The sequence below is a fragment of the Immundisolibacter sp. genome (assembly GCF_028696615.1).
In the GTDB taxonomy this organism is placed as follows: domain Bacteria; phylum Pseudomonadota; class Gammaproteobacteria; order Immundisolibacterales; family Immundisolibacteraceae; genus Immundisolibacter.
In genome coordinates this window covers 1-19,387 of the sequence record NZ_JAQVGQ010000025.1, presented here as the reverse complement: position 1 = coordinate 19,387, position 19,387 = coordinate 1, and the positions used below count along the sequence as shown (strand labels likewise).

The 19,387-nt window shown below is 69.7% G+C and carries 15 protein-coding genes and 1 tRNA gene; 11 read left to right on the top strand and 5 right to left on the bottom strand.

Annotated elements, in window-relative coordinates:
• From PHC73_RS03210 to fabB, 6 genes are all read left to right on the top strand, one after another.
• Window positions 1–1,025 (top strand): helicase-related protein (locus PHC73_RS03210; RefSeq protein WP_300124381.1); only part of this gene is annotated, 1,025 nt, incomplete at its 5' end.
• A gap of 1 nt (window position 1,026) precedes the next feature.
• Entirely contained in the window at window positions 1,027–1,536 is a 510-nt protein-coding gene (locus PHC73_RS03205; protein ID WP_300124379.1) for a chorismate lyase, read from the top strand.
• Window positions 1,533–2,396, top strand: coding sequence for a 4-hydroxybenzoate octaprenyltransferase (gene ubiA / locus PHC73_RS03200; protein WP_300124377.1), 864 nt, complete (start codon window positions 1,533–1,535; stop codon window positions 2,394–2,396). The genes PHC73_RS03205 and ubiA overlap by 4 nt, the downstream gene beginning before the upstream one ends.
• Window positions 2,393–3,850 carry a 4-hydroxy-3-polyprenylbenzoate decarboxylase gene (ubiD, locus tag PHC73_RS03195; RefSeq protein ID WP_300124375.1) on the top strand — a complete coding sequence of 486 codons (1,458 nt, stop codon included), beginning with the start codon at window positions 2,393–2,395 and terminating at the stop codon, window positions 3,848–3,850. The genes ubiA and ubiD overlap by 4 nt, the downstream gene beginning before the upstream one ends.
• Before the next feature lie 123 nt (window positions 3,851–3,973).
• Window positions 3,974–4,495, top strand: a complete 522-nt coding sequence (fabA, locus tag PHC73_RS03190) for a 3-hydroxyacyl-[acyl-carrier-protein] dehydratase FabA (protein WP_300124383.1) — start codon at window positions 3,974–3,976, stop codon at window positions 4,493–4,495.
• Window positions 4,492–5,712 (top strand): beta-ketoacyl-ACP synthase I, encoded by a 1,221-nt coding sequence (gene fabB / locus PHC73_RS03185; RefSeq protein WP_300124373.1) that lies wholly within the window; start codon window positions 4,492–4,494, stop codon window positions 5,710–5,712. Before fabA ends, fabB begins: the two co-directional genes overlap by 4 nt.
• A 93-nt stretch (window positions 5,713–5,805) precedes the next feature.
• Here fabB and PHC73_RS03180 read toward each other — a convergent pair whose 3' ends face one another.
• On the bottom strand, window positions 5,806–6,309 hold the full coding sequence (locus PHC73_RS03180) for a c-type cytochrome (RefSeq protein WP_300124371.1): 504 nt from the start codon (window positions 6,307–6,309) through the stop codon (window positions 5,806–5,808).
• 493 nt (window positions 6,310–6,802) lie between these two features.
• On the opposite strand from PHC73_RS03180, the gene PHC73_RS03175 reads away from it, so the two are divergent.
• Window positions 6,803–6,879: transfer RNA gene (locus PHC73_RS03175), tRNA-Arg, on the top strand.
• A 99-nt stretch (window positions 6,880–6,978) separates the two neighbouring features.
• Here PHC73_RS03175 and gnd read toward each other — a convergent pair.
• On the bottom strand, window positions 6,979–7,983 hold the full coding sequence (gene gnd / locus PHC73_RS03170; RefSeq protein ID WP_300124368.1) for a phosphogluconate dehydrogenase (NAD(+)-dependent, decarboxylating): 1,005 nt from the start codon (window positions 7,981–7,983) through the stop codon (window positions 6,979–6,981).
• Window positions 7,984–8,123: 140 nt separating this feature from the next.
• Here gnd and zwf point away from each other — a divergent pair, with 140 nt between their 5' ends.
• The 4 genes from zwf to PHC73_RS03150 all read left to right on the top strand — a co-directional run bounded on the left by zwf (window position 8,124) and on the right by PHC73_RS03150 (window position 14,487).
• Window positions 8,124–9,641 (top strand): glucose-6-phosphate dehydrogenase, encoded by a 1,518-nt coding sequence (gene zwf / locus PHC73_RS03165; protein WP_300124366.1) that lies wholly within the window; start codon window positions 8,124–8,126, stop codon window positions 9,639–9,641.
• Between the two features lie 2 nt (window positions 9,642–9,643).
• Window positions 9,644–11,989, top strand: a complete 2,346-nt coding sequence (locus PHC73_RS03160; RefSeq protein ID WP_300124363.1) for a glycoside hydrolase family 15 protein — start codon at window positions 9,644–9,646, stop codon at window positions 11,987–11,989.
• A gap of 97 nt (window positions 11,990–12,086) precedes the next feature.
• A complete protein-coding gene (gcvPB, locus tag PHC73_RS03155; protein WP_300124361.1) occupies window positions 12,087–13,532 on the top strand; it encodes an aminomethyl-transferring glycine dehydrogenase subunit GcvPB in 1,446 nt (481 codons plus the stop codon).
• A gap of 22 nt (window positions 13,533–13,554) precedes the next feature.
• Window positions 13,555–14,487, top strand: coding sequence for a carbohydrate kinase family protein (locus PHC73_RS03150; RefSeq protein WP_300124359.1), 933 nt, complete (start codon window positions 13,555–13,557; stop codon window positions 14,485–14,487).
• 73 nt (window positions 14,488–14,560) lie between these two features.
• Here PHC73_RS03150 and PHC73_RS03145 read toward each other — a convergent pair whose 3' ends face one another.
• The 3 genes from PHC73_RS03145 to hcp all read right to left on the bottom strand — a co-directional run.
• Entirely contained in the window at window positions 14,561–17,476 is a 2,916-nt protein-coding gene (locus PHC73_RS03145) for an insulinase family protein (RefSeq protein WP_300124356.1), read from the bottom strand.
• A 447-nt stretch (window positions 17,477–17,923) separates the two neighbouring features.
• Window positions 17,924–18,343 (bottom strand): hypothetical protein, encoded by a 420-nt coding sequence (locus PHC73_RS03140; RefSeq protein ID WP_300124354.1) that lies wholly within the window; start codon window positions 18,341–18,343, stop codon window positions 17,924–17,926.
• Between the two features lie 282 nt (window positions 18,344–18,625).
• Window positions 18,626–19,387: hydroxylamine reductase (gene hcp, locus PHC73_RS03135; protein ID WP_300124351.1), on the bottom strand; the 762-nt coding region annotated here is incomplete at its 5' end.

Sequence of the window (19,387 nt, the reverse complement as noted above, 5' to 3'; positions counted from 1 at the left end):
CCGGCCGGCATGGCGGGCGCAGCCGCGCCGGCATCCTCGAGGCCATCGCCAGCGGTGCCGCGCCGCTGGTGGTCGGCACGCATGCGCTGTTTCAGGACGACGTACGGTTCGCACGCCTCGGCCTGGTCATCATCGACGAGCAGCACCGCTTCGGTGTCCACCAGCGCCTGGCGCTGCGCGCCAAGGGCGACGACGGCACGCTCGCGCCGCACCAGCTCATCATGACCGCGACGCCCATCCCGCGCTCGCTCGCCATGACGTTTTACGCCGACCTCGACACCTCGGTGATCGACCAGCTGCCGCCCGGCCGAACGCCGGTCGACACGCGCGTGGTTTCGCGTCAGCGCAGGGACGAGCTTTTGGCCGCCATCGCCGCCACCTGCGCGCGCGGCGAGCAGGCGTACTTCGTGTGCCCGCTGATCGAGGAATCCGAGGCGCTGGCCCTGTCGGCGGCCACGGCCACTGCCCAGGAACTCGCCGCCGCGCTGCCGCAGCTGCGCGTGGGTCTGCTGCACGGGCGCATGAAAAGCCGCGACAAGGAGGCGGTGATGGGCGCCTTCCAGCGCCGCGAGCTCGATCTTTTGGTCGCCACCACGGTGATCGAGGTGGGCGTGGACGTGCCGAACGCGTCGCTGATGATCATTGACCACGCCGAGCGGCTGGGTCTGGCCCAGCTGCACCAGCTGCGCGGGCGGGTGGGGCGCGGCAGCGCGCACAGCCGCTGCGTGCTGTTGTACGAGCCGCCGCTGTCCGGCACGGCGCGCTCGCGCCTGGCGGCCATGCGGCAGACCAGCGACGGCTTCGAGATCGCGCGGCGGGATCTGGACCTGCGCGGTCCGGGCGAGCTGCTGGGCACCCGCCAGACCGGCGAGGTCAACCTGCGCGTGGCGGACCTGGCCCGCGACCGGGGACTGCTCGAGCGCCTGCCGGCGCTCGCCGAGCGGCTCGAGCGCGAGGCGCCAGCCGCGGTGCCGGCGCTCATCGAGCGCTGGCTGGGCCAGGCGCTCGCCTACGGCGAGGTGTGACATGACGCCCGGCTGGCGGCCGCTGTCGGCGGCGGCGCTGCGCGGCCTGCCGGCGCCACTGCGGCCCCTCGCGGGCGATGCGGGCTCTGTGACCGCGGCGCTGCGCCGGGTCTGCGGTGCGGCGCTCGAGTGCCGGCTCTTGGCGCACGGCGTGCGCGCCGCGACGGTGGAGGAGGCGGGCTATCTTCGGCTCGCCGCCGGCGCGATGGTGTTCTGGCGGCGGGTACGGTTTCGCCATGCCGGGCGCACGCTGCTGATCGGCCACACGCTGGTGCCGGTCGGTGTGCTCGCGCAGTGGCCGGCGCTGCGCCGGCTGGGAGACAGACCCATCGGCGAGCTGCTGTTCGCGGACCCGGCGGTGCGCCGCCAGGGCATCGAGCTGGCGCGCGCGGCGCCGCTGCCCGGCGTGCCGGCGCTGTTTGCCCGGCGCGCCCGGGTGCCGGCCGGTCGCGGCCACATCGCCGTCATGGAACACTTCCTGCCCCCCATGCTGCGCCTGCCGTTGCCGTGATCCTGAAACGCCTGAAGGCCTACGCCGAACTGACCCGCCTGCAGCGGCCGATCGGCAGCCTGCTGTTGCTGTGGCCGACCTGGTGGGCGCTGTGGCTGGCCAGTGGCGGCGTGCCGGACCTGAAAACACTCACCGTGTTCACCGCCGGCGTGCTCGCCATGCGCTCGGCCGGCTGCGCCATCAACGATTACCTCGACCGCGACTTCGACCGCCACGTGGCACGCACCCGAAACCGCCCGCTGCCGCGCGGCGCCATCCGCCCGGTCGAGGCGCTGGTGGTGTGCGGGCTGCTGCTGGCCGTGTCGCTCGCGCTGGTGCTGACGCAAAACCGCCGCACGGTGGAGCTGGCCGTGATCGGCGCGCTGCTCGCCACCACCTACCCGCTCGGCAAGCGCCTGACGCACCTGCCGCAGCTGTACCTGGGGCTCGCCTTCGGCTGGGGCATCCCGATGGCGTACGCGGCCGTGCAGGACAAGGTGCCGCCGCTCGCCTGGCTGCTGCTGCTCGCCAATGTGTTCTGGACGGTCGCTTACGACACGTTTTATGCCATGGCCGATCGGGCCGATGACCTCAAGATCGGCGTGAAATCCACCGCCATCCTGTTCGGCGAGGACGATCGCCTGATCGTGGGGGTGCTGCAGGCGAGCGCGCTTGGCACGCTGGCGCTGGTCGGCTGGAATGCCGGGCTCGGGGTCTTTTTTTATGCCGGGCTCGGGGTGGCGGCGCTGCTGGCGGCGCATCAGCAGTACCTGACGCGCCATCGCGAGCCGGCGGCGTGTTTCAAGGCCTTTGTCGCCAACAACTGGTTCGGTGCGGCGGTGTTCGCCGGCATCGCCCTGCATTACGGACTGCCCGCATGAGCCAGGATCTGCGCACCTTCATCGCCCGGCTGGAGGCCAAGGGCGAGCTCAAACGCATCGCCGTGCCGGTCGACCCGCGCCTGGAGGTCACCGAAATCTGCGATCGGGTGCTGCGTGCCGGGGGCCCCGCGCTGCTGTTCGAGCGGCCCGTCGGCCACGCCATGCCGCTGCTCGCGAACCTGTTCGGCAGCGTGCGCCGGGTGGCGCTGGGGCTCGGCAGGGAAACCGCCGCCGAGCTGCGCGAGCTTGGCGAGCTGCTCGCGCTTCTGCGCGAGCCGCAGCCGCCAAACGGTCTGCGTGAAGCCTGGCGCCAGCTGCCGGTCTACAGGCAGGCGCTCGCCATGCGTCCGCGGCGGGTCGGCAGCGGGCCGTGTGTGGACGTGGTGCTCGAAGGCGACGAGGTCGATTTGACCGCGCTGCCCATCCAGACCTGCTGGCCGGATGACGCCGCGCCGCTGCTGAGCTGGGGACTCACGGTCACGCGCGGCCCCGACGGCGGTCGGCAGAATCTGGGCATCTACCGGCAACAGCTGCTCGGCCGCAACCGGCTCATCATGCGCTGGCTGGCGCACCGCGGCGGCGCGCTCGACTACCAGGCCTGGCAGGCGGCGCGGCCGGGCGAGCCATTCCCGGTGGCGGTGGTGATCGGCGCCGATCCGGCCACGCTGCTGGCGGCGGTGATGCCGATTCCGGACGGCCTGTCCGAGTACCAGTTCGCGGGCCTGCTGCGCGGCGAGCGTACCGAATTGCTCGCCACCGCCAGCGGCCTCGAGGTGCCGGCGCGCGCCGAGATCGTGCTCGAGGGTTCAATTACGCCCGGTGACGAGGCCGACGAGGGGCCGTTCGGCGATCACACCGGCTACTACAACGAAACCGAGCGCTACCCGGTATTCACCGTGCGGCGCCTCGCGCGCCGGCGCGATGCCATCTACCACAGCACCTACACCGGCCGCCCGCCGGACGAGCCGGCCATGCTGGGCGCGGCGCTGAACGAGCTGTTCGTGCCGCTGCTGCGCCGGCAGTTCCCGGAGGTGGTGGACTTCTACCTGCCGCCGGAGGGCTGCTCGTACCGCCTGGCGCTGGTGTCGATCCGCAAGCAGTACCCGGGGCACGCCTCGCGGGTGATGTTCGGCATCTGGTCGTATCTGCGCCAGTTCCTGTACACCAAGTTCATCGTGGTGGTGGATGACGACATCGACGTGCGCAGCTGGCAGGACGTGGTGTGGGCCATCAGCACCCGCGTCGATCCGGCGCGCGACCTGCTGCTGGCGAAGCGCACGCCGATCGACAGCCTGGATTTCGCCTCGCCGGTGGCGGGCCTGGGTTCCAAGATGGGTCTGGACGCCACCAACAAATGGCCGGGCGAGACCACGCGGCAGTGGGGCCGACCGATCGCCATGAATGGCGCCGTCAAGGCGCGCGTGGATGCGCTGTGGGCTGAGCTCGGCTTGTGAACGATCGCGCGGCCGGCTGGCGGCAGGCGCTACGTATAATTGCGTCGATCGCACCGATGCATGGTCTCGATGCCCCACCCACTTCCCGACATGGATTTCGCCGTGACCGAACTTTCAGCCGCCGTGCAGCGTGTCGCTTCTTTCAGCTATGACGACCTGTTGCGCTGCGCGCGCGGCGAGCTGTTCGGTCCGGGCAACGCCCAGCTGCCGCTGCCGCCGATGCTGATGTTCGACCGCATCGTGCATATCAGCGACCACGGCGGGCAGTTCGGTCGCGGCGAGATTTGCGCCGAACTCGACGTGCGCCCGGACCTGTGGTTCTTCGGCTGCCATTTCGCCGGCGATCCGGTGATGCCGGGCTGTTTGGGACTGGATGCCATGTGGCAGCTGGTGGGGTTTTATCTGGGCTGGATCGGCGGCCCCGGTCGCGGCCGGGCGCTGGGCGCCGAAGACGTCAAGTTCAGCGGCGAGGTCAAGCCCGACGCCCACCGGGTCAGCTACCACGTGCATATGAAGCGTGTGATCCAGCGCAAGCTTTTCATGGGCATCGCCGACGCCACGCTGTCGGTCGACGGCGAGCCCATCTACACCGCCAGCGGCCTGCGGGTCGGCCTGTTCACCAATAGTTTCGAGAGCACACCGTGAGACGCGTCGTCATTACCGGCCTTGGCATCGTATCGAGCATCGGCACCAGCCAGTCGCAGGTGGCCGAGGCGCTGCGCGAGGTCCGCTCCGGCATCGAGTTCAGCGACGAATACCGCGAACTCGGCTTTCGCAGCCAGGTACACGGACCGCTGCGCATCAAGCCCGAGGAGCACATCGACCGCAAGCTGCTGCGCTTCATGGGCGACGCGGCGGCCTACGCGCACATCGCGATGGCCGAAGCCATCGCCGACGCCGGGCTCACCGAAGCCGAAGTCTCGAATCCGCGCACCGGTCTGGTGGCCGGCTCCGGCGGTGCATCCACTGCCAACACGGTGCTGGCCGCCGACACGCTGCGCGAGAAGGGCGCGCGCCGGGTCGGGCCATACATGGTCCCGCGCACCATGTCGAGCACGGTCGCCGCGTGCCTGGGCACGGCGTTCAAGATCAAGGGCGTGGGTTATTCCATTTCGTCCGCCTGCGCCACCTCGGCGCACTGCATCGGCAACGCCGCCGAGCTGATCCAGTCCGGCAAGCAGGATCGGGTGTTTGCCGGCGGCGGCGAGGAGCTGCACTGGACGCAGACCGTGCTGTTCGACGGCATGGGCGCGCTGTCGTCCGCCTACAACGACCGCCCGGCCGTGGCCTCGCGCGCCTACGACGCCGACCGCGACGGTTTCGTCATCTCAGGCGGCGGCGGCATCGTGGTGGTCGAGGCGCTCGATCATGCGCTGGCCCGCGGCGCCAAGATTTATGGCGAGCTGGTCGGCTACGGCGCCACCTCGGACGGCTTCGACATGGTGCAGCCGTCCGGTGAAGGGGCGGTGCGCTGCATGCGCCAAGCGCTGGGCGACATCCCGCTCGCCGATATCGATTACCTGAACACGCACGGCACCAGCACGCCGGTCGGCGACAGTCGGGAACTGGAGGCGGTGCGCGAGGTGTTCGGCGATCAGGTACCGCCGTTCAGCTCCACCAAATCGCTCACCGGCCATTCGCTCGGTGCCGCCGGCGTGCACGAGGCGATCTACTGCCTGCTGATGATGCGCGGCGGCTTCATCACGCCATCGGCGCACATCGAGCGGCTCGATCCGGCGGTCGAAGGGCTGCCGCTGGTGCGCGAGCGGCGCGACGGCGTGCGCCTGGACACCGTCATGTCGAACAGTTTCGGTTTCGGCGGCACCAACGCCACGTTGGTGCTGCGCCGCTACAACGGCTGAAGCCGCTGGTCGTTGCAGGAAGGCGCATGGAAATAAAAAAGGGCGGCGCCGGTCGAACCGGCGCCGCCCTTTTTCCAGTCTGGGTGCAGCGGATTACTTGGCCTGCGAGACCATGTAGTCGACGGCGGCCTTGACCTGGTCGTCGCTGAGGTTCATGAAGCCACCTTTGGGCGGCATGGCGCGAATGCCCTGCAGCGAATGCTGGTGCAACACGTCGATACCCTGCGCGATGCGCGGCGCCCAGTCGGCGGCGCTGCCGAACTTCGGCGCGCCCGCCACGCCCGCGGCGTGGCAGGAGAAGCAGGCCTGTTTGTAAACGGCCTCGCCGTCCACGGCGCCAGCGTCGGTGCCGGTTGCGGCAGCAGCCACTGCACCGCCGGCCGGCGCGCCACTGCCGCCGGTCTGCACCTGGCCGACCGGTTTGATGCGTTCGTTGGCGAGCGCGGCGACGGTCGGATCGACCTTGCTCGGGCGCACGGTATTGACGACGTACACGGCAATGCCCGCGATCACGAAGGTCATCGCGACCAGGGACAGCAGAACCGTGGTGAAGGCGCTGGCGGAATTGTCACCGGCCGGGGCGGTATGGGCGTTCACGAGGACTCCTTAGGCAGCAGCGGGCAGAGGTGAAAAATCGCAGCTGGCGCAGTGCAGACGGCGCAGCGGCGCGGCGAAAGTATACTGCGTCCGTCTGTGCGCCGATTGATGGGCCGATTGGTGGCCGGGGAGCTTGTGAATTTTTCAAGCTCCGAGGCCGGCCAGGGATGGCCGGACGCGAATCGAGCCCGCAAGGGCTTGATTCGCGGGAGCCCGTCCGGGCATGTACCGGACGGGCGACGCAAGAAATGCGCAGGACGCGCAGTTCTTCACAAACTCTGAGAGCTTGTGAATTTTTCAAGCTCTCAGGCCGGCCAGGGATGGCCGGACGCGAATCGAGCCCGCAAGGGCTTGATTCGCGGGAGCCCGTCCGGGCATGTACCGGACGGGCGACGCAAGAAATGCGCAGGACGCGCATTTCTTCACAAACTCTGAATCCGGGTCGGCTGTCGATGCGACCGGGTAACGGAACCTGTTAGACTATCCAACCCAAGCGCCCGTAGCTCAGCTGGATAGAGTACCGCCCTCCGAAGGCGGGGGTCAGAGGTTCAAATCCTCTCGGGCGCGCCAGCTTCTTTCCGTCCGCACGCCGAACCTTCCGTCCCGGGAAGGTTCGGCCCGCCGGGCTATCTGGCCCCGGCCGCAAACGCCGAGTCGATCAGCGTCTCCTCAATGTTCCGCATGACCGCCGAAACCGGCGCGCAGCGCGGACAGAATCTGATTGGCGAACCGGTCCTCGCCGCGCGAGGCGAAGCGGTCGAACAGGGCCGCGCTGAGCACCGTGGCCGGCACGCCCTGCTCGATGGCAGTGAGCGCCGTCCAGCGGCCTTCGCCGGAATCGGGCACTACGCCTTCGAAGCGCGTCAGCCGAGGGTCTTGAGCCAGAGCGCCGGCCAGCAGGTCCAGCAGCCACGAGCCGACCACGCTGCCGCGTCGCCACAGCTCGGCGATGTCGGCCAGTGGCAGGTCGTAGCGGCCGGTGTCGGGATTGCCCACGGGCGCCGTTTCGGCGTCCTCCCGGCCGGTTTTTTCTTCCGCGCCGGCATGCTTGAGGATGTTGAAGCCTTCGGCATAGGCGGCCATCAGGCCGTACTCGATGCCGTTGTGGATCATCTTGACGAAGTGGCCGGCGCCGGCCGGACCGCAGTGCAGGTAGCCGGCCTCGGCACTGCCGCCGGGCGGTCGGCCCGGGGTGGGTGATGCCGCCGCCGCGCCCGGCACCAGGGAGCGGAACAGCGGCTCGAGGCGCTGCACCGCCGCCGCGTCGCCGCCGATCATCAGGCAGTAGCCGCGTTCGAGGCCCCACACGCCGCCGCTGACGCCAACGTCGACGTAGTCGACGCCGACCTGTCGCAGGCGCTGCGCGCGGGGCGGGTCGTCCCGGTAGTAGCTGTTGGCGCCGTCGACTACCGTGTCGCCGGGCTGCAGCAGCGGCAGCAGCTGGTCGATTTGGCTGTCGACCAACGCCGCCGGCAGCATCAGCCAGAACACGCGCGGCGGCGCCAGCTTGGCGGCCAATTCGGCGGGGCTGCCCGCGGGCACGGCGCCGTCGTTCGCCACCGCGGCGACCGCCTGCGGCTGGATGTCATAGGCGACGACCTGGTGGCCATCGCGCAGTAGCCGGCGCGTCATGTTGGCGCCCATGCGGCCGAGCCCGATCATGCCCAGTTGCACGTGTTGTCTCCCGTGGGTGATTCCGCTGTCGATGATGGGCCGGCCCCGTCGCCGGTGGCGAAGGTGGCCCAGAATATAAAGGAAACGCCGATCGATGCCGCGCTTCCCATCCCGCTGCAGACAGCCCGGAGTCAGACTACATGTCCGCTGAACCCGCCGAAACCGCCTTGCCACCCACCCAATTCGTATTGTTCGGCGCCTTGGGTGATCTAGCCTGGCGACTGGTGGTGCCGGCGCTGTTCGATTTGTATTTGGCCGGTCGTCTACCGAAACAGTTCCACCTGATCGGTGTCGATCGGGAGATCACCCTGGAAAGACTCGCCGAGCGCCTGGGCGATGGGGTGAGGCGTTTCTCGCCGCGCGGCGCGCAAGCCGCTGCCGAGTGGACGCAATTCACGCGCTGCCTGAGCGCGCTGCCCATGGATCTGATGGACGCCGCCGCGTATGCGTCGCTGCGCGACGCCCTGCAGGGGGCGCAGGACGACACCGTCATCCGCATCTATTACCTCGCCGTGCCGCCACGGCTGATCGCGCCGGTGGCCAGTGGCCTGGCCGGCGTCGGTCTGCAGCAGGACCCGGCGCACACGCGCATCGTGGTGGAAAAGCCGCTCGGCTGCGATCTGCAGAGTTTTCTGGCCATCGACGACACGCTGCACGAGCACTTCGCCGAGCGGCAGATCTATCGCATGGACCATTTCCTGGGCAAGGAGACGGTGCAGAACGTGCTGGCGCTGCGCTTCGCCAACCCGATCTTCGAGCCGATCTGGAACCGCCGCTACATCGATCACGTCGCCATCACCGTGGCCGAGCAGCTCGGCGTGGGTCACCGCGCCGGCTACTACGAAACCGCCGGCGCGCTGCGCGACATGGTCCAGAACCACCTGCTGCAGCTGATGTGTCTGGTCGCCATGGAGCCGCCGGTGATCTACGACGCCGACGACATCCGCAACAAAAAGCTCGACGTGCTGCGCGCCTGCCGGCGCATCCGGCCGGAGGATGTGCCAGCGTTTGCCGCCCGCGGCCAGTACGCGAGTGGCTGGCTGCAGGGCGAACTGGTGCCGGCCTATCGCAACGAGCCGGGCATCGCGCCCGATTCCACCGTCGAGACCTACGCCGCGGTGAAGCTGCTGGTGGACAACTGGCGCTGGCAGGACGTGCCGTTTTATCTGCGCACCGGCAAGCGGCTGGCGCAGACGGTGTCGGAGATCTCGATCCGCTTTCGCGATGTGCCGCACAACGCCTTTCCGGCCATGACGGGTGTCAACTCGCAGCCGGTGCGGCTGGTGATGCAGATCCAGCCGCAGGAGGGCGTGATCATCAAGTTCATCGCCAAGGAGCCCGGCTCACCGCTGCGCCTGCGGCCGGTGGACATGCATTTCTCGTATGCGGAAGCCTTCGAGCGGCCGAGCCCGAGTGCTTACGAGACGCTGTTGTACGACCTGCTGGCCGGCGACGCCACGCTGTTCATGCGCAGCGACCAGGTGCAGGCCGCCTGGGAGCTGCTGATGCCGATCATCGAGACCTGGCTGGCCAACCCGCCGCCGGATTTCCCCAACTACGCCGCCGGCAGCTGGGGGCCGGAGGCGGCCGAGCTGCTGGTGGCGCGCGACGGCCGTGCCTGGCTGACGCCGACTTACCTGCCGCAACCGCGGTGCTGAGCATGGGCGACGGGTTTCTCGCTGATGAGGCGCCCGGCGCGCCCGGTCTGCCATCCAACTGGTGTGGCGGCGCCAAGCAGGCGGTCGGCACCGGTCTTGGCAACGCCCGGGTCTGGTTCACGGTCGGCCAGGGCATCGTCAACGAGGTGTATCACCCGCGCGTCGACCTGCCGCAGGTGCGCGATGTGGGCTTCATCGTCGCCGACGGCGACGGCTTCTGGCAGGAGATCAAGCGCCTGGACGACTGCCGCGTCGAGCTGGCGGAACCGGGCGTGCCGGCGGTGACGGTGGTGCACCGTCACGGGCGTTTCACGCTCACCCAGCGCATCGTGACCGAGCCGGAACGCGATGTGTTGTTGATCGAGGTGGCACTCGACGGCGATTCCCGGCTCGGCGTGTACGTGTTGCTGGCACCGCACCTCGGCGGCACCGGGCGCGACAACCAAGCCGAGGTGGGCGTGGCAAACGGCCGGCGCGTGCTGTGGGCGCAGCAGGGGCCGTTTGCGCTGGCACTGGCGGCGGTGGACGCCCGGCAGGCCGACGTGATGGGACCGGCCAGCGCCGGCTACTCGGGCAGCAGCGACGGCTGGCAGGATTTTGCCCACAACGGCCGCATGAGCTGGCGCTACCGGCGCGCCGGCCCCGGCAACGTGGCGCTGATGGCGGCGCTGGCGCCGCGCTGCGTGTTGGCGCTTGGCTTTGCCGGGGGGCGGCAGTCGGCCGCCACGCTGGCGATTTCCGCCCTCAGTCAGCCGTTCGAGGCGGTGTGGTCGGCGCAGATCGCCCATTGGCGGGCCTGGCATGCGGCCTGCCGGTTGCCGGCCGGTGTCGAGCGCCTGCCGGCCGACCTGCAGGCGCAGCTGCGCACCAGCGCCATGGTGCTAAAGACTCACGGCGACCGCACGTTCCGGGGCGCTGCGGTGGCGAGCCTGAGCGTGCCCTGGGGTGAGGCGCACGAGGAGCGGCCCGGTTACCACCTGGTGTGGCCGCGCGACCTGGTGGAATGTGCCGGGGCGCTGCTTGCGCTCGGCGCCGACGGCGAGGCGCGCGACATCCTGCGCTACCTGCTGGCCACGCAACGCGCCGACGGCAGCTGGTTCCAGAACCAGTGGCTGGGCGGCACGCCGTACTGGCAGGGCGTGCAGCTCGACGAAGTCGCCTTCCCGGTGCTGCTGGCCGGCACGCTGGCCGAGCGCGGCGCGCTCGGCGGCGTCGAGGTGGGCGACATGGTGCGCCGTGCGCTCGGTTTCATCGTGCGCAACGGCCCGGTCAGTCCGCAGGACCGCTGGGAAGAGAACAGCGGCGTGAACACCTTCACCATGGCGGTGTGTCTGGCGGCGCTGGTGTCCGGCGCGGGTTTCCTGCCGGTGGCGGCGGAAGGCTTCGTGCTGGAGCTGGCCGACTACTGGAACGCACGCCTGGATGACTGGACCAGCGTCACCGGCTCGGCGCTCGACCGCCGCTACGGCGTGGCGGGTCACTACCTGCGCATCGCGCCGCCGGAGGCGCTGCACGACGTGGCGGCGCTGGCGCGCGTGCAGCCGATCAAAAACCGCCAGCAGGACCCCGGCCTGCCGGCGCACGAGCAGATCGGCGGCGATTTTCTGCAGCTGGTGCGCTACGGCCTGCGCGATCCGGACCTGCCGTTGATGCGCGACAGCGTGACGCTGCTCGATCGCCTGCTGCGCGTGGAGCTGCCGCAGGGGCCGTGCTGGTACCGCTACACCGGCGACGGTTACGGTGAATACGCCGACGGCCGGCCTTACGATGGCGCCGGCCTCGGCCACCCTTGGCCGCTGCTGACCGGCGAGCGAGGTCACTACGAGCTCGCCCGTGGCGAGGACGCATTGCCGTATCTGCGCGCCATGGCGGCTATGGCCGATGGCGCCGGCATGCTGCCCGAGCAGGTGTGGGAGGGCGAGCCGCTGCCCGAGCGCGGCCTGCGCCGCGGCGGTCCCACCGGTTCGGCCATGCCGCTGGCCTGGGCGCACGCCGAGTTCGTGAAGCTGGCCTGCTCGATCTTGCGCGGCTACCCGGTCGACCGACCCGAACCGCTGTGGGCGCGCTATCACAAGTTGCCGGCGGCGGCGCAGGTGTGGTTTTGGTCGCCGCAGGCGCCGGTGCGCCGCCTGCCGGCCGGTCATACGCTGGCGCTGGTGTTGCCGGCGGCGGCGCGGGTGCGCTGGAGGTGCGATGACGGCGCCGGCGGCGAGCTCGACACCGCGGATCCCGGTCTTGGCGTGCACGTGGCACGCCTGCCGGCACCGGCGCCGGAGTGTCGTGCCATCGAGTTCGAGGTCGCGGGGCAGGGCGATGGCCGTTGGCACCGGGTGGAGGTCGCATCCTGACGCTGCGGGGGCGGGTCGGGGCGTCGGTTAAAATCCGCGCCGGCGCAGGCCCAGCCGCGGTCGCCGCAGTTTCCCAATGCTTGGTGGTGTCGCACGCATGCTGATCTTCGACCAGTCCGTCCCGGGCCGCGCCAACGGTGCGCAGACCGCGCCGGCGCCGTTGCCGGACGACCTGCCGGCCAATCTGTTGCGCCGCTATCCGCCGCCGCTGCCGCAGGTGTCCGAGCTGCAGGCAGTGCGCCACTACACGCGCCTGTCGCAGAAGAACTTCTCGATCGACACGCATTTCTACCCGCTCGGCTCGTGCACCATGAAGTACAACCCACGCGCGGCCAACGAGCTGGCGCTGTGGCCGGTGCTGCGCGACCGCCACCCGCTGGCGCCGGCCGCCACCGGGCAGGGCTTCCTGGCCTGCCTGTGGGAGCTGCAGGAGATTCTGGCCGCCGTGACCGGCATGGCTGGCGTGTCGCTGACGCCGCTGGCCGGCGCGCAGGGTGAGCTCGCCGGCATCGCCATGATCGAGGCCTATCACCGCTCGCGCGGCGATGCCGCGCGGCGCGAGATTCTGGTGCCCGACGCCGCCCACGGCACCAATCCGGCCACCGCCGTGATGTGCGGCTACGAGGTGCGCGAGATCCCGACCAACGCCGACGGCGACGTGAATCTGGACGCGCTGCGCGCGGCGGTGGGTCCGCACACGGCCGGCCTCATGCTGACCAACCCGTCCACGCTCGGCGTGTTCGAGCGGCAGATTCTCGACATCCAGCGCGTGGTGCACGACGCGGGCGGCCTGCTGTACTACGACGGTGCCAACCTGAACGCCATCCTGGGCCATGCGCGGCCCGGCGACATGGGCTTCGACGTGGTGCACCTGAACCTGCACAAGACCTTCGCCACCCCGCACGGCGGCGGCGGGCCGGGCGCGGGGCCGGTCGGTGTCGGCGAGCGCCTGCTGCCGTTCCTGCCGGTGCCGATGGTCGCGCGCGACGGCGACGCCTACCGCTGGCTGACCGAGGCCGACCGCCCGCACAGCATCGGTCGCCTGTCGGCGTTTGCCGGCAACGTCGGCATCCTGCTGCGGGCGTGGGTGTACGTGCGTCTGCTGGGCGGCGAGGGGCTGCGGCGGGTGGCCGAGTTCGCCACGCTGAACGCGGCGTATCTGCAGGCGAAATTGCGCGCGGCCGGTTTCGAGCTGGCCTTCCCCGATCGCCGTGCCAGCCACGAGTTCGTGGTCACGCTGCGCCAGTCCAAGCAGGAATTGGGCGTGACGGCGCTCGACGTCGCCAAGCGCCTGCTCGATTACGGCTACCACGCGCCGACGGTGTATTTCCCGCTGCTGGTGCCCGAGTGCCTGCTGATCGAGCCGACCGAGACCGAAACGCGCGACATGCTGGACGGTTTCGTGGCGGCGCTGGTGGCCATCGCCCGCGAGGCGCGCGAGCAGCCCGATCTGCTGCACGGTGCGCCGCACACGCTGCCGGTGCGGCGCCTGGACGAGGTGCGCGCCGCCCGCCAGCCGGACCTGGCTTGGCGGCCGGCCTGAATTCACACAAGGAGAAACTGCTTTGCGGGCACTGATCTGCGGCTCGATGGCCTACGACACCATCATGGTGTTCCCGGACCGCTTCAAGAACCACATCCTGCCGGACCAGGTGCACATCCTGAACGTGTCCTTCCTGGTGCCGCAGATGCGCCGCGAGTTCGGCGGCTGCGCCGGCAACATCGCCTACAACCTGAAGCTGCTGGGCGGCGACCCGCTGCCGATGGCGACCGTTGGCGAGGATTTCGGCCCCTACCGCGCCTGGCTGGACCAGCACGGCATCGACCGCCGGCACATCACCGAGGTGCCGGGCACCTACACCGGGCAGGCTTTCATCACCACGGATCTGGACGACAACCAGATCGCGGCGTTTCATCCCGGCGCCATGAACGAGTCGCACCGCAACTCGGTGGCCGACGTGGAGGCGGTGGACATCGGCATCGTGGCGCCGGACGGGCGCGAAGGCATGCTGCTGCACGCGCGCGAGTTCGCCGAGGCGGGCGTGCCGTTCATCTTCGATCCGGGGCAGGGCATGCCGCTGTTCGGGCGCGACGAGCTGCTCGAGTTCATCGAGCAGGCCACCTGGATCACCGTCAACGATTACGAAATCGAGATGCTGCAGGCGCGCACGGAGCTGTCCGCCGGCGACATCGCCAAGCGCGTCGAGGCGCTCATCGTCACCCGCGGCAGCAAGGGCTCGAGCATCTACACCGGCGGCCACCGCATCGACATTCCGGCCGTGAAACCGGTCGCCGTGAACGACCCCACCGGCTGCGGCGACGCCTACCGCGCCGGGCTGCTATACGGCCTGCTGCACGAGCTCGACTGGCCGACCACCGGCCGCATCGCGGCGCTGCTGGGCGCGCTCAAGATCGAGCACCACGGCACGCAGAACCACACCTTCACGCGCGAATCCTTCGAGCGCCGCTTCGTGGCCGAATTCGGCCACGGTTTCTGACAGCGCGGGAATTTTCGAGCGCCGAGGCCGGCCAACGGCCGGACGCCGCTGACGGCGGCGTCCGGCGGGGCATTCATAGCCGGATCGGCGTCAGACCGAGGTCGCCGGCCTGCTCGAAGGTGGCCTGGTTAGTGATCACCGCCGTGCTGGCGAGCGGCGGCTGCAGGTACGCCGCCGCCACCCGGCGCAGGTCGTCCAGCGTCACCGCCAGCACCGCCCGCCGGTAGGCCTGGCGGGCGTCGGCGTCGCGTCCGAACAGGCTGGCGTGGAAGGCCTTGCGCGCCTCGCCGGCCGGCGAGGCCGGCCGGTCGATGGCGGCGATGACGCCGAGGATGGCTTCCTCCACCGCCCGCGGCGGGTGGTCCGCGCCGTGCAGCCAGTCCAGCGCGCGGTCGAAATCGGCCAGCGTTTCGGCCAGGCGCGGGTCGCGGTAGCTGTAGAAGCGGAACGCGCCGCTGTCGGCATCGAACCCCGCCCCACCGCCGTAGGCACCGCCTTTCTCGCGGATGGCGGTGTGCAGGAAGCCGTTACGAAGGTATCCGCCCAGCACCGACAGCGCCGGGGCGTCCGGATGACCCCAGGCCACGGCCGGGTAGGCGCGGGCGCAGAAGTTGACCTGGGTGTTGGTGATCCAGGCCTCGGCCACGCGCCCGCCGGCCGGCGGCAGCGGCAGCTCGGTCTGCGCGGCCGCCGGCCGGGCGCCGGCGCCATGCCAGACCTCGGCCAGGCGCACGGCGATGTCGGGCTGCTGTTCGTCCTCGGCCACGACCAAAAACTGCAGCGGCGCGGCGGCGATGCGCTCGCGCAGCGCCGCCAGGCGCTCGGCCAGGGCTTCGAGGGCGGTGTCGTCGTCGAGGCCATCGTCGAGCGCCTTGATGGCCTTGATGCCGGCCAGCCCCGACCATTGGTGGGCGAGGCGCGCCACCGGCGTCATGCCGGCGCTGGCGGCGGCCATGGCCAGCGCATGACCGTTGCCGGTGACCGAGTTCTCGTCGGCGAGGCGAATTTGCGCCACCAGCTCGCGCAGGCGCTCGAGCTCGTCGAAGCGCGCCGTGTGCAGCGTCTCGCGCAGCAGCCGCGACAGCGCGCCGTGATTGCGCACCAGTGCCTTGCCGGACACTACGAACACGCCGCGGCTGCGCTGGTTGTCGGTGGCCAGCGCACCGACGCTGGCGCTGGCGCCGATGCCACCGGTCAGCGCCGCGTGCAGGGCCTGCGTCTGGGTGTAGTCGCGCCCGCCGGCACCGACCTCGCTGATGGTCTCGGCCAGCAGCGGCAGCAGGTTCAACTCGTCGTCGGCGAGCGCCGGCAGGTCCACCACCAGCTGCTGGTAAACCAGACCGTTGGTCGGCTGGTCGTACCAGGCGGCCGGCAGGCCAGCCACCGGCTCGCGCACGGGCTGCGGGATCTTGAGCGTGGGCGCCACGTCCTGCCGCGTCACGCGCGGCAGGATGTCGGGGTCGTCCTGCTGCACCTGGCGTGCCTGCAGCGCCAACGCCTGCTCGACGATGCGCCGGCGCCCGGCCTCGTCCAGCGTGGCCTCGATGCGCGCCAGGCGCTCGCGCTCGGCGGCGCGCTGGCGCTCGGCGAGCGTGGGGTCGGGTTTCATGGTCAGGCGCACGCGGTGCGGGTTGTCGAGCAGCCAGCGGCGGACTTCGTTCTGCACGAAATTCGGCTCGGCAGCCGCCGCACGCAGGCGTTCGAGTGCGGCGTCGACTGCCAGTGCCTGCACCGGGTCGCCGTGGTGGATGGCCTGTGGCAGCGCGTTCATGATCAGCTGCAGGCCATAGGGGTAGCGGTCGCCGCCGATCTCGCGCCGGCCAAGCTCGATCTGGTGCAGCATGGCCTCGACCTGCTCGGCCGGCACGCCCTTGTCGGCCACCTCGGTGAGCACGTCCAGCACCAATTTTTCGACCGCCTCGGCGTGCTCGGGCTCCGAGCCTTCGACGCCGGCGGCGAACAGCAGCTCGCGCGGCGAGTCGTCCAGGCCGCACAGCGGCGAGGGCGCGCTGCCGAGCGGCGTGGTTTCGAGCGCGTGCAGCAGCGGCGAGGAGGAGTTGTCCAGCAGCACGCGCGACAGCAGGTTGGCGCGCAGCACCGCGTCGAGGTCGGTCAGGTCGCCCAGCAGCCAGCCGAGCACCACGTGCGTCTTGCGCGCGGTGTCGCCGGGCTCGGCGGCGTAGGCGTCCTCGACCGCGCGCGGCGCCGGGTAGCGCTGCTCGGGCGGCACGCGCAGGTCGATGTCGAGCCGCTCGAAATGCCGCAGCACGCGGTCTTCCATGACGGCCTGATGCTCGGCCGCCGGGATGTCGCCATAGGTGAAGAACGTGGCGTTGCTCGGATGATAATGGCGGGCGTGGAAGGCCTTGAGCTGCTCGTAGGTGAGATCCGGGATGTGCTCGGGATCGCCGCCGGAGTTGTAGTGGTAGGTGGTGGTCGGGTAGACCTCGCGCGCCAGCGCCTGCCACAGCGCCGACACCGGCGCGCTCATGGCGCCTTTCATCTCGTTGTAGACCACGCCCTTGAAGGTGAGCTCGGTGCGGGGATCGTCCGGCACGGCAAATTCCAGGCGATGGCCTTCCTGGGCGAAGTCGAGCGGGTCCAGCGTCGGGAAGAATGCCGCGTCCAGGTACACGTCCAGCAGGTTGAAGAAATCCTTGCGGTTTTGGCTGGCGAACGGGTAGGCGGTCCAGTCGCTGGCCGTCATGGCGTTCATGAAGGTGTTCAGCGACCGGCGCAGCATCAAAAAGAACGGATCGCGCACCGGGTAATGGCGGCTGCCGCACAGCACCGTGTGTTCCAGGATATGGGCGACGCCGGTCGAGTCCTGCGGCACGGTGAGGAAGGCCACCAGAAAGGCGTTGTTGTCGTCGGCGGCGGCAAGATGGATGTGCCGGGCACCGGTGACGCGGTGGCGGTATTCCTCGACGGTGAGGTTGAGCGCGGACACGCGCTCGCTGCGGATCGGTTCGAATGCAGGGTGGGTCATGCCGTGGCCGTTGCGTGGGGACTTGTTTGACCCGAGTTTAATTCAAGCGGGCGAGGCGTTTCCGGCTCACAGCCGGTGAAGAAATGCGCGTCCGGCCATCCCTGGCCGGCCTCAGAGTCTGAAAATCAACAGGGGAAACACAGAAAAAGTCCGTCCCTGGAATTTTTCAGCTCGCGCTGCGCGGTACACGTCCGCGCAGCGCTGTGCGTCCCTTAATCAGTGGCTTTGAATCAATGACTTACGCCCTTGATTCAGGCCGCGGCATCCCGCCCCGGACGGAACCGTTGAATGAATCAATGCCTTCCAAACTCCCAGTGGGAGTCGAAAAACGGGTGCGGGCTTGTGCGTGCCGCCGCGCTCACGACGCAGCTGCGGCCGGAGCATCACAGCGTGGTCGGCCGGGGCACCGCCCTCGCGTCGGCACTGACCGGCGGCGTCACATGGACGCTATTGCACCGGCTGCGTGGCGTAGCTGCGCACGAAGGCGTCCGTCTGGAAGCTGCCGTCGGTGCGCTGCGGCGGCACGCGTGTGGCCTCCACGCTGAACGGCGCGCTGCCGCCTGGCGCAATGGTGACCGGCAACGGGTAGGTATCGACCCAGCTCGGGTCGTCGGTACCCGGCTTTGTTTCGTTGGCCCACAACCAATGGTGGCGCACTACCAGTTCGACACCGACCACGTTGTCGCCGGTATTGTTGACGATCTCCCCCTGCACCTGACTGCCCATCGCCTGCACATTGCGTACCGCCACCTCCGCGGCTTGCGCGGTGGTGATCCGCGTCTCGGCAAGTCCCGGCGCGGCGGCGCCTGCAAGAGCCAACAGGGCAGCGAGCGTGATGCCTTTGCCGGTCCGATGAAAGTCGCGCATGGCGTTCTCCTTTTGGTTTGACGCACTTGGTTTGACCGATGGCGACGTGAGAGTGTTCGCGTCCCGCCGTCGAGGCATGGCCCCATGCATCAGGCGCCAAGCGGTGCCGAGGTCACGCAGATGGTGCCAGTACCGATTTGCCGACCCCCCGGCGCCGGATTGCCCGGCGACGGGATCGCTGCTGCCTTGGAGTTTGTGAAGACATGCGCCTACTGCGCATTTGTTGCGTCGCACGGCCGGCCATCCCTGGCCGGCTTCGGGGCTCGAAAAAATCACACCCTCTCAGGCGGCGTTCAGCATCGCATCGAGGTCCGCCTTGGGCGCGCCGATCGGCGTGAGGCCAAAGGTGTCGACCAGCACCTCGAGCACCGGCGGCGTCAAAAACGCCGGCAGGCTCGGCCCCAAGCGAATGTTGCGCACACCAAGGTGCAGCAGCGTCAGCAGCACCGCCACGGCCTTCTGCTCCAGCCACGACAGCACCAGCGACAGCGGCAGGTCGTTCACGCCGCAGTCGAAGGCATCGGCGAGCGCGAGCGCGATCTGGATTGCCGAGTAGCTGTCGTTGCACTGGCCCACATCCAGCAACCGCGGCAGGCCGCCGATGTTGCCGAAGTCGTGGTCGTTGAAGCGGTACTTGGCGCAGCCCAAGGTCAGGATGGCGCAGTCCTGCGGCACCTGTTCGGCAAGCTCCGTGTAGTAGTTGCGGCCGGGTTTGGCACCGTCGCAGCCGCCGATCAAAAAGAAATGCTTGAGCGCGCCGGACTTGACCGCGCCGACGATCTCCCCGGCGGCACCGAGCACGGTGTTGCGGGCAAAGCCGACCGTGACGTGGCGCGGCGCGGCGTCGGCCGCGAAGCCGGGAGCGGCAAGCGCGGTGTCGATCACCGGCCGGTAGTTGCCGTCCGCGACGTGCGGGATGTCCGCCCAGCCGACCGGGCCGCTGGTGAATAGCCGCCCGCGGTAGGCAGCCTGCGGCTCGATCAGGCAGTTCGAGGTCATCACGATGGCGCCGGGGAAGTCGGCGAACTCGGTCTGCTGGTTCTG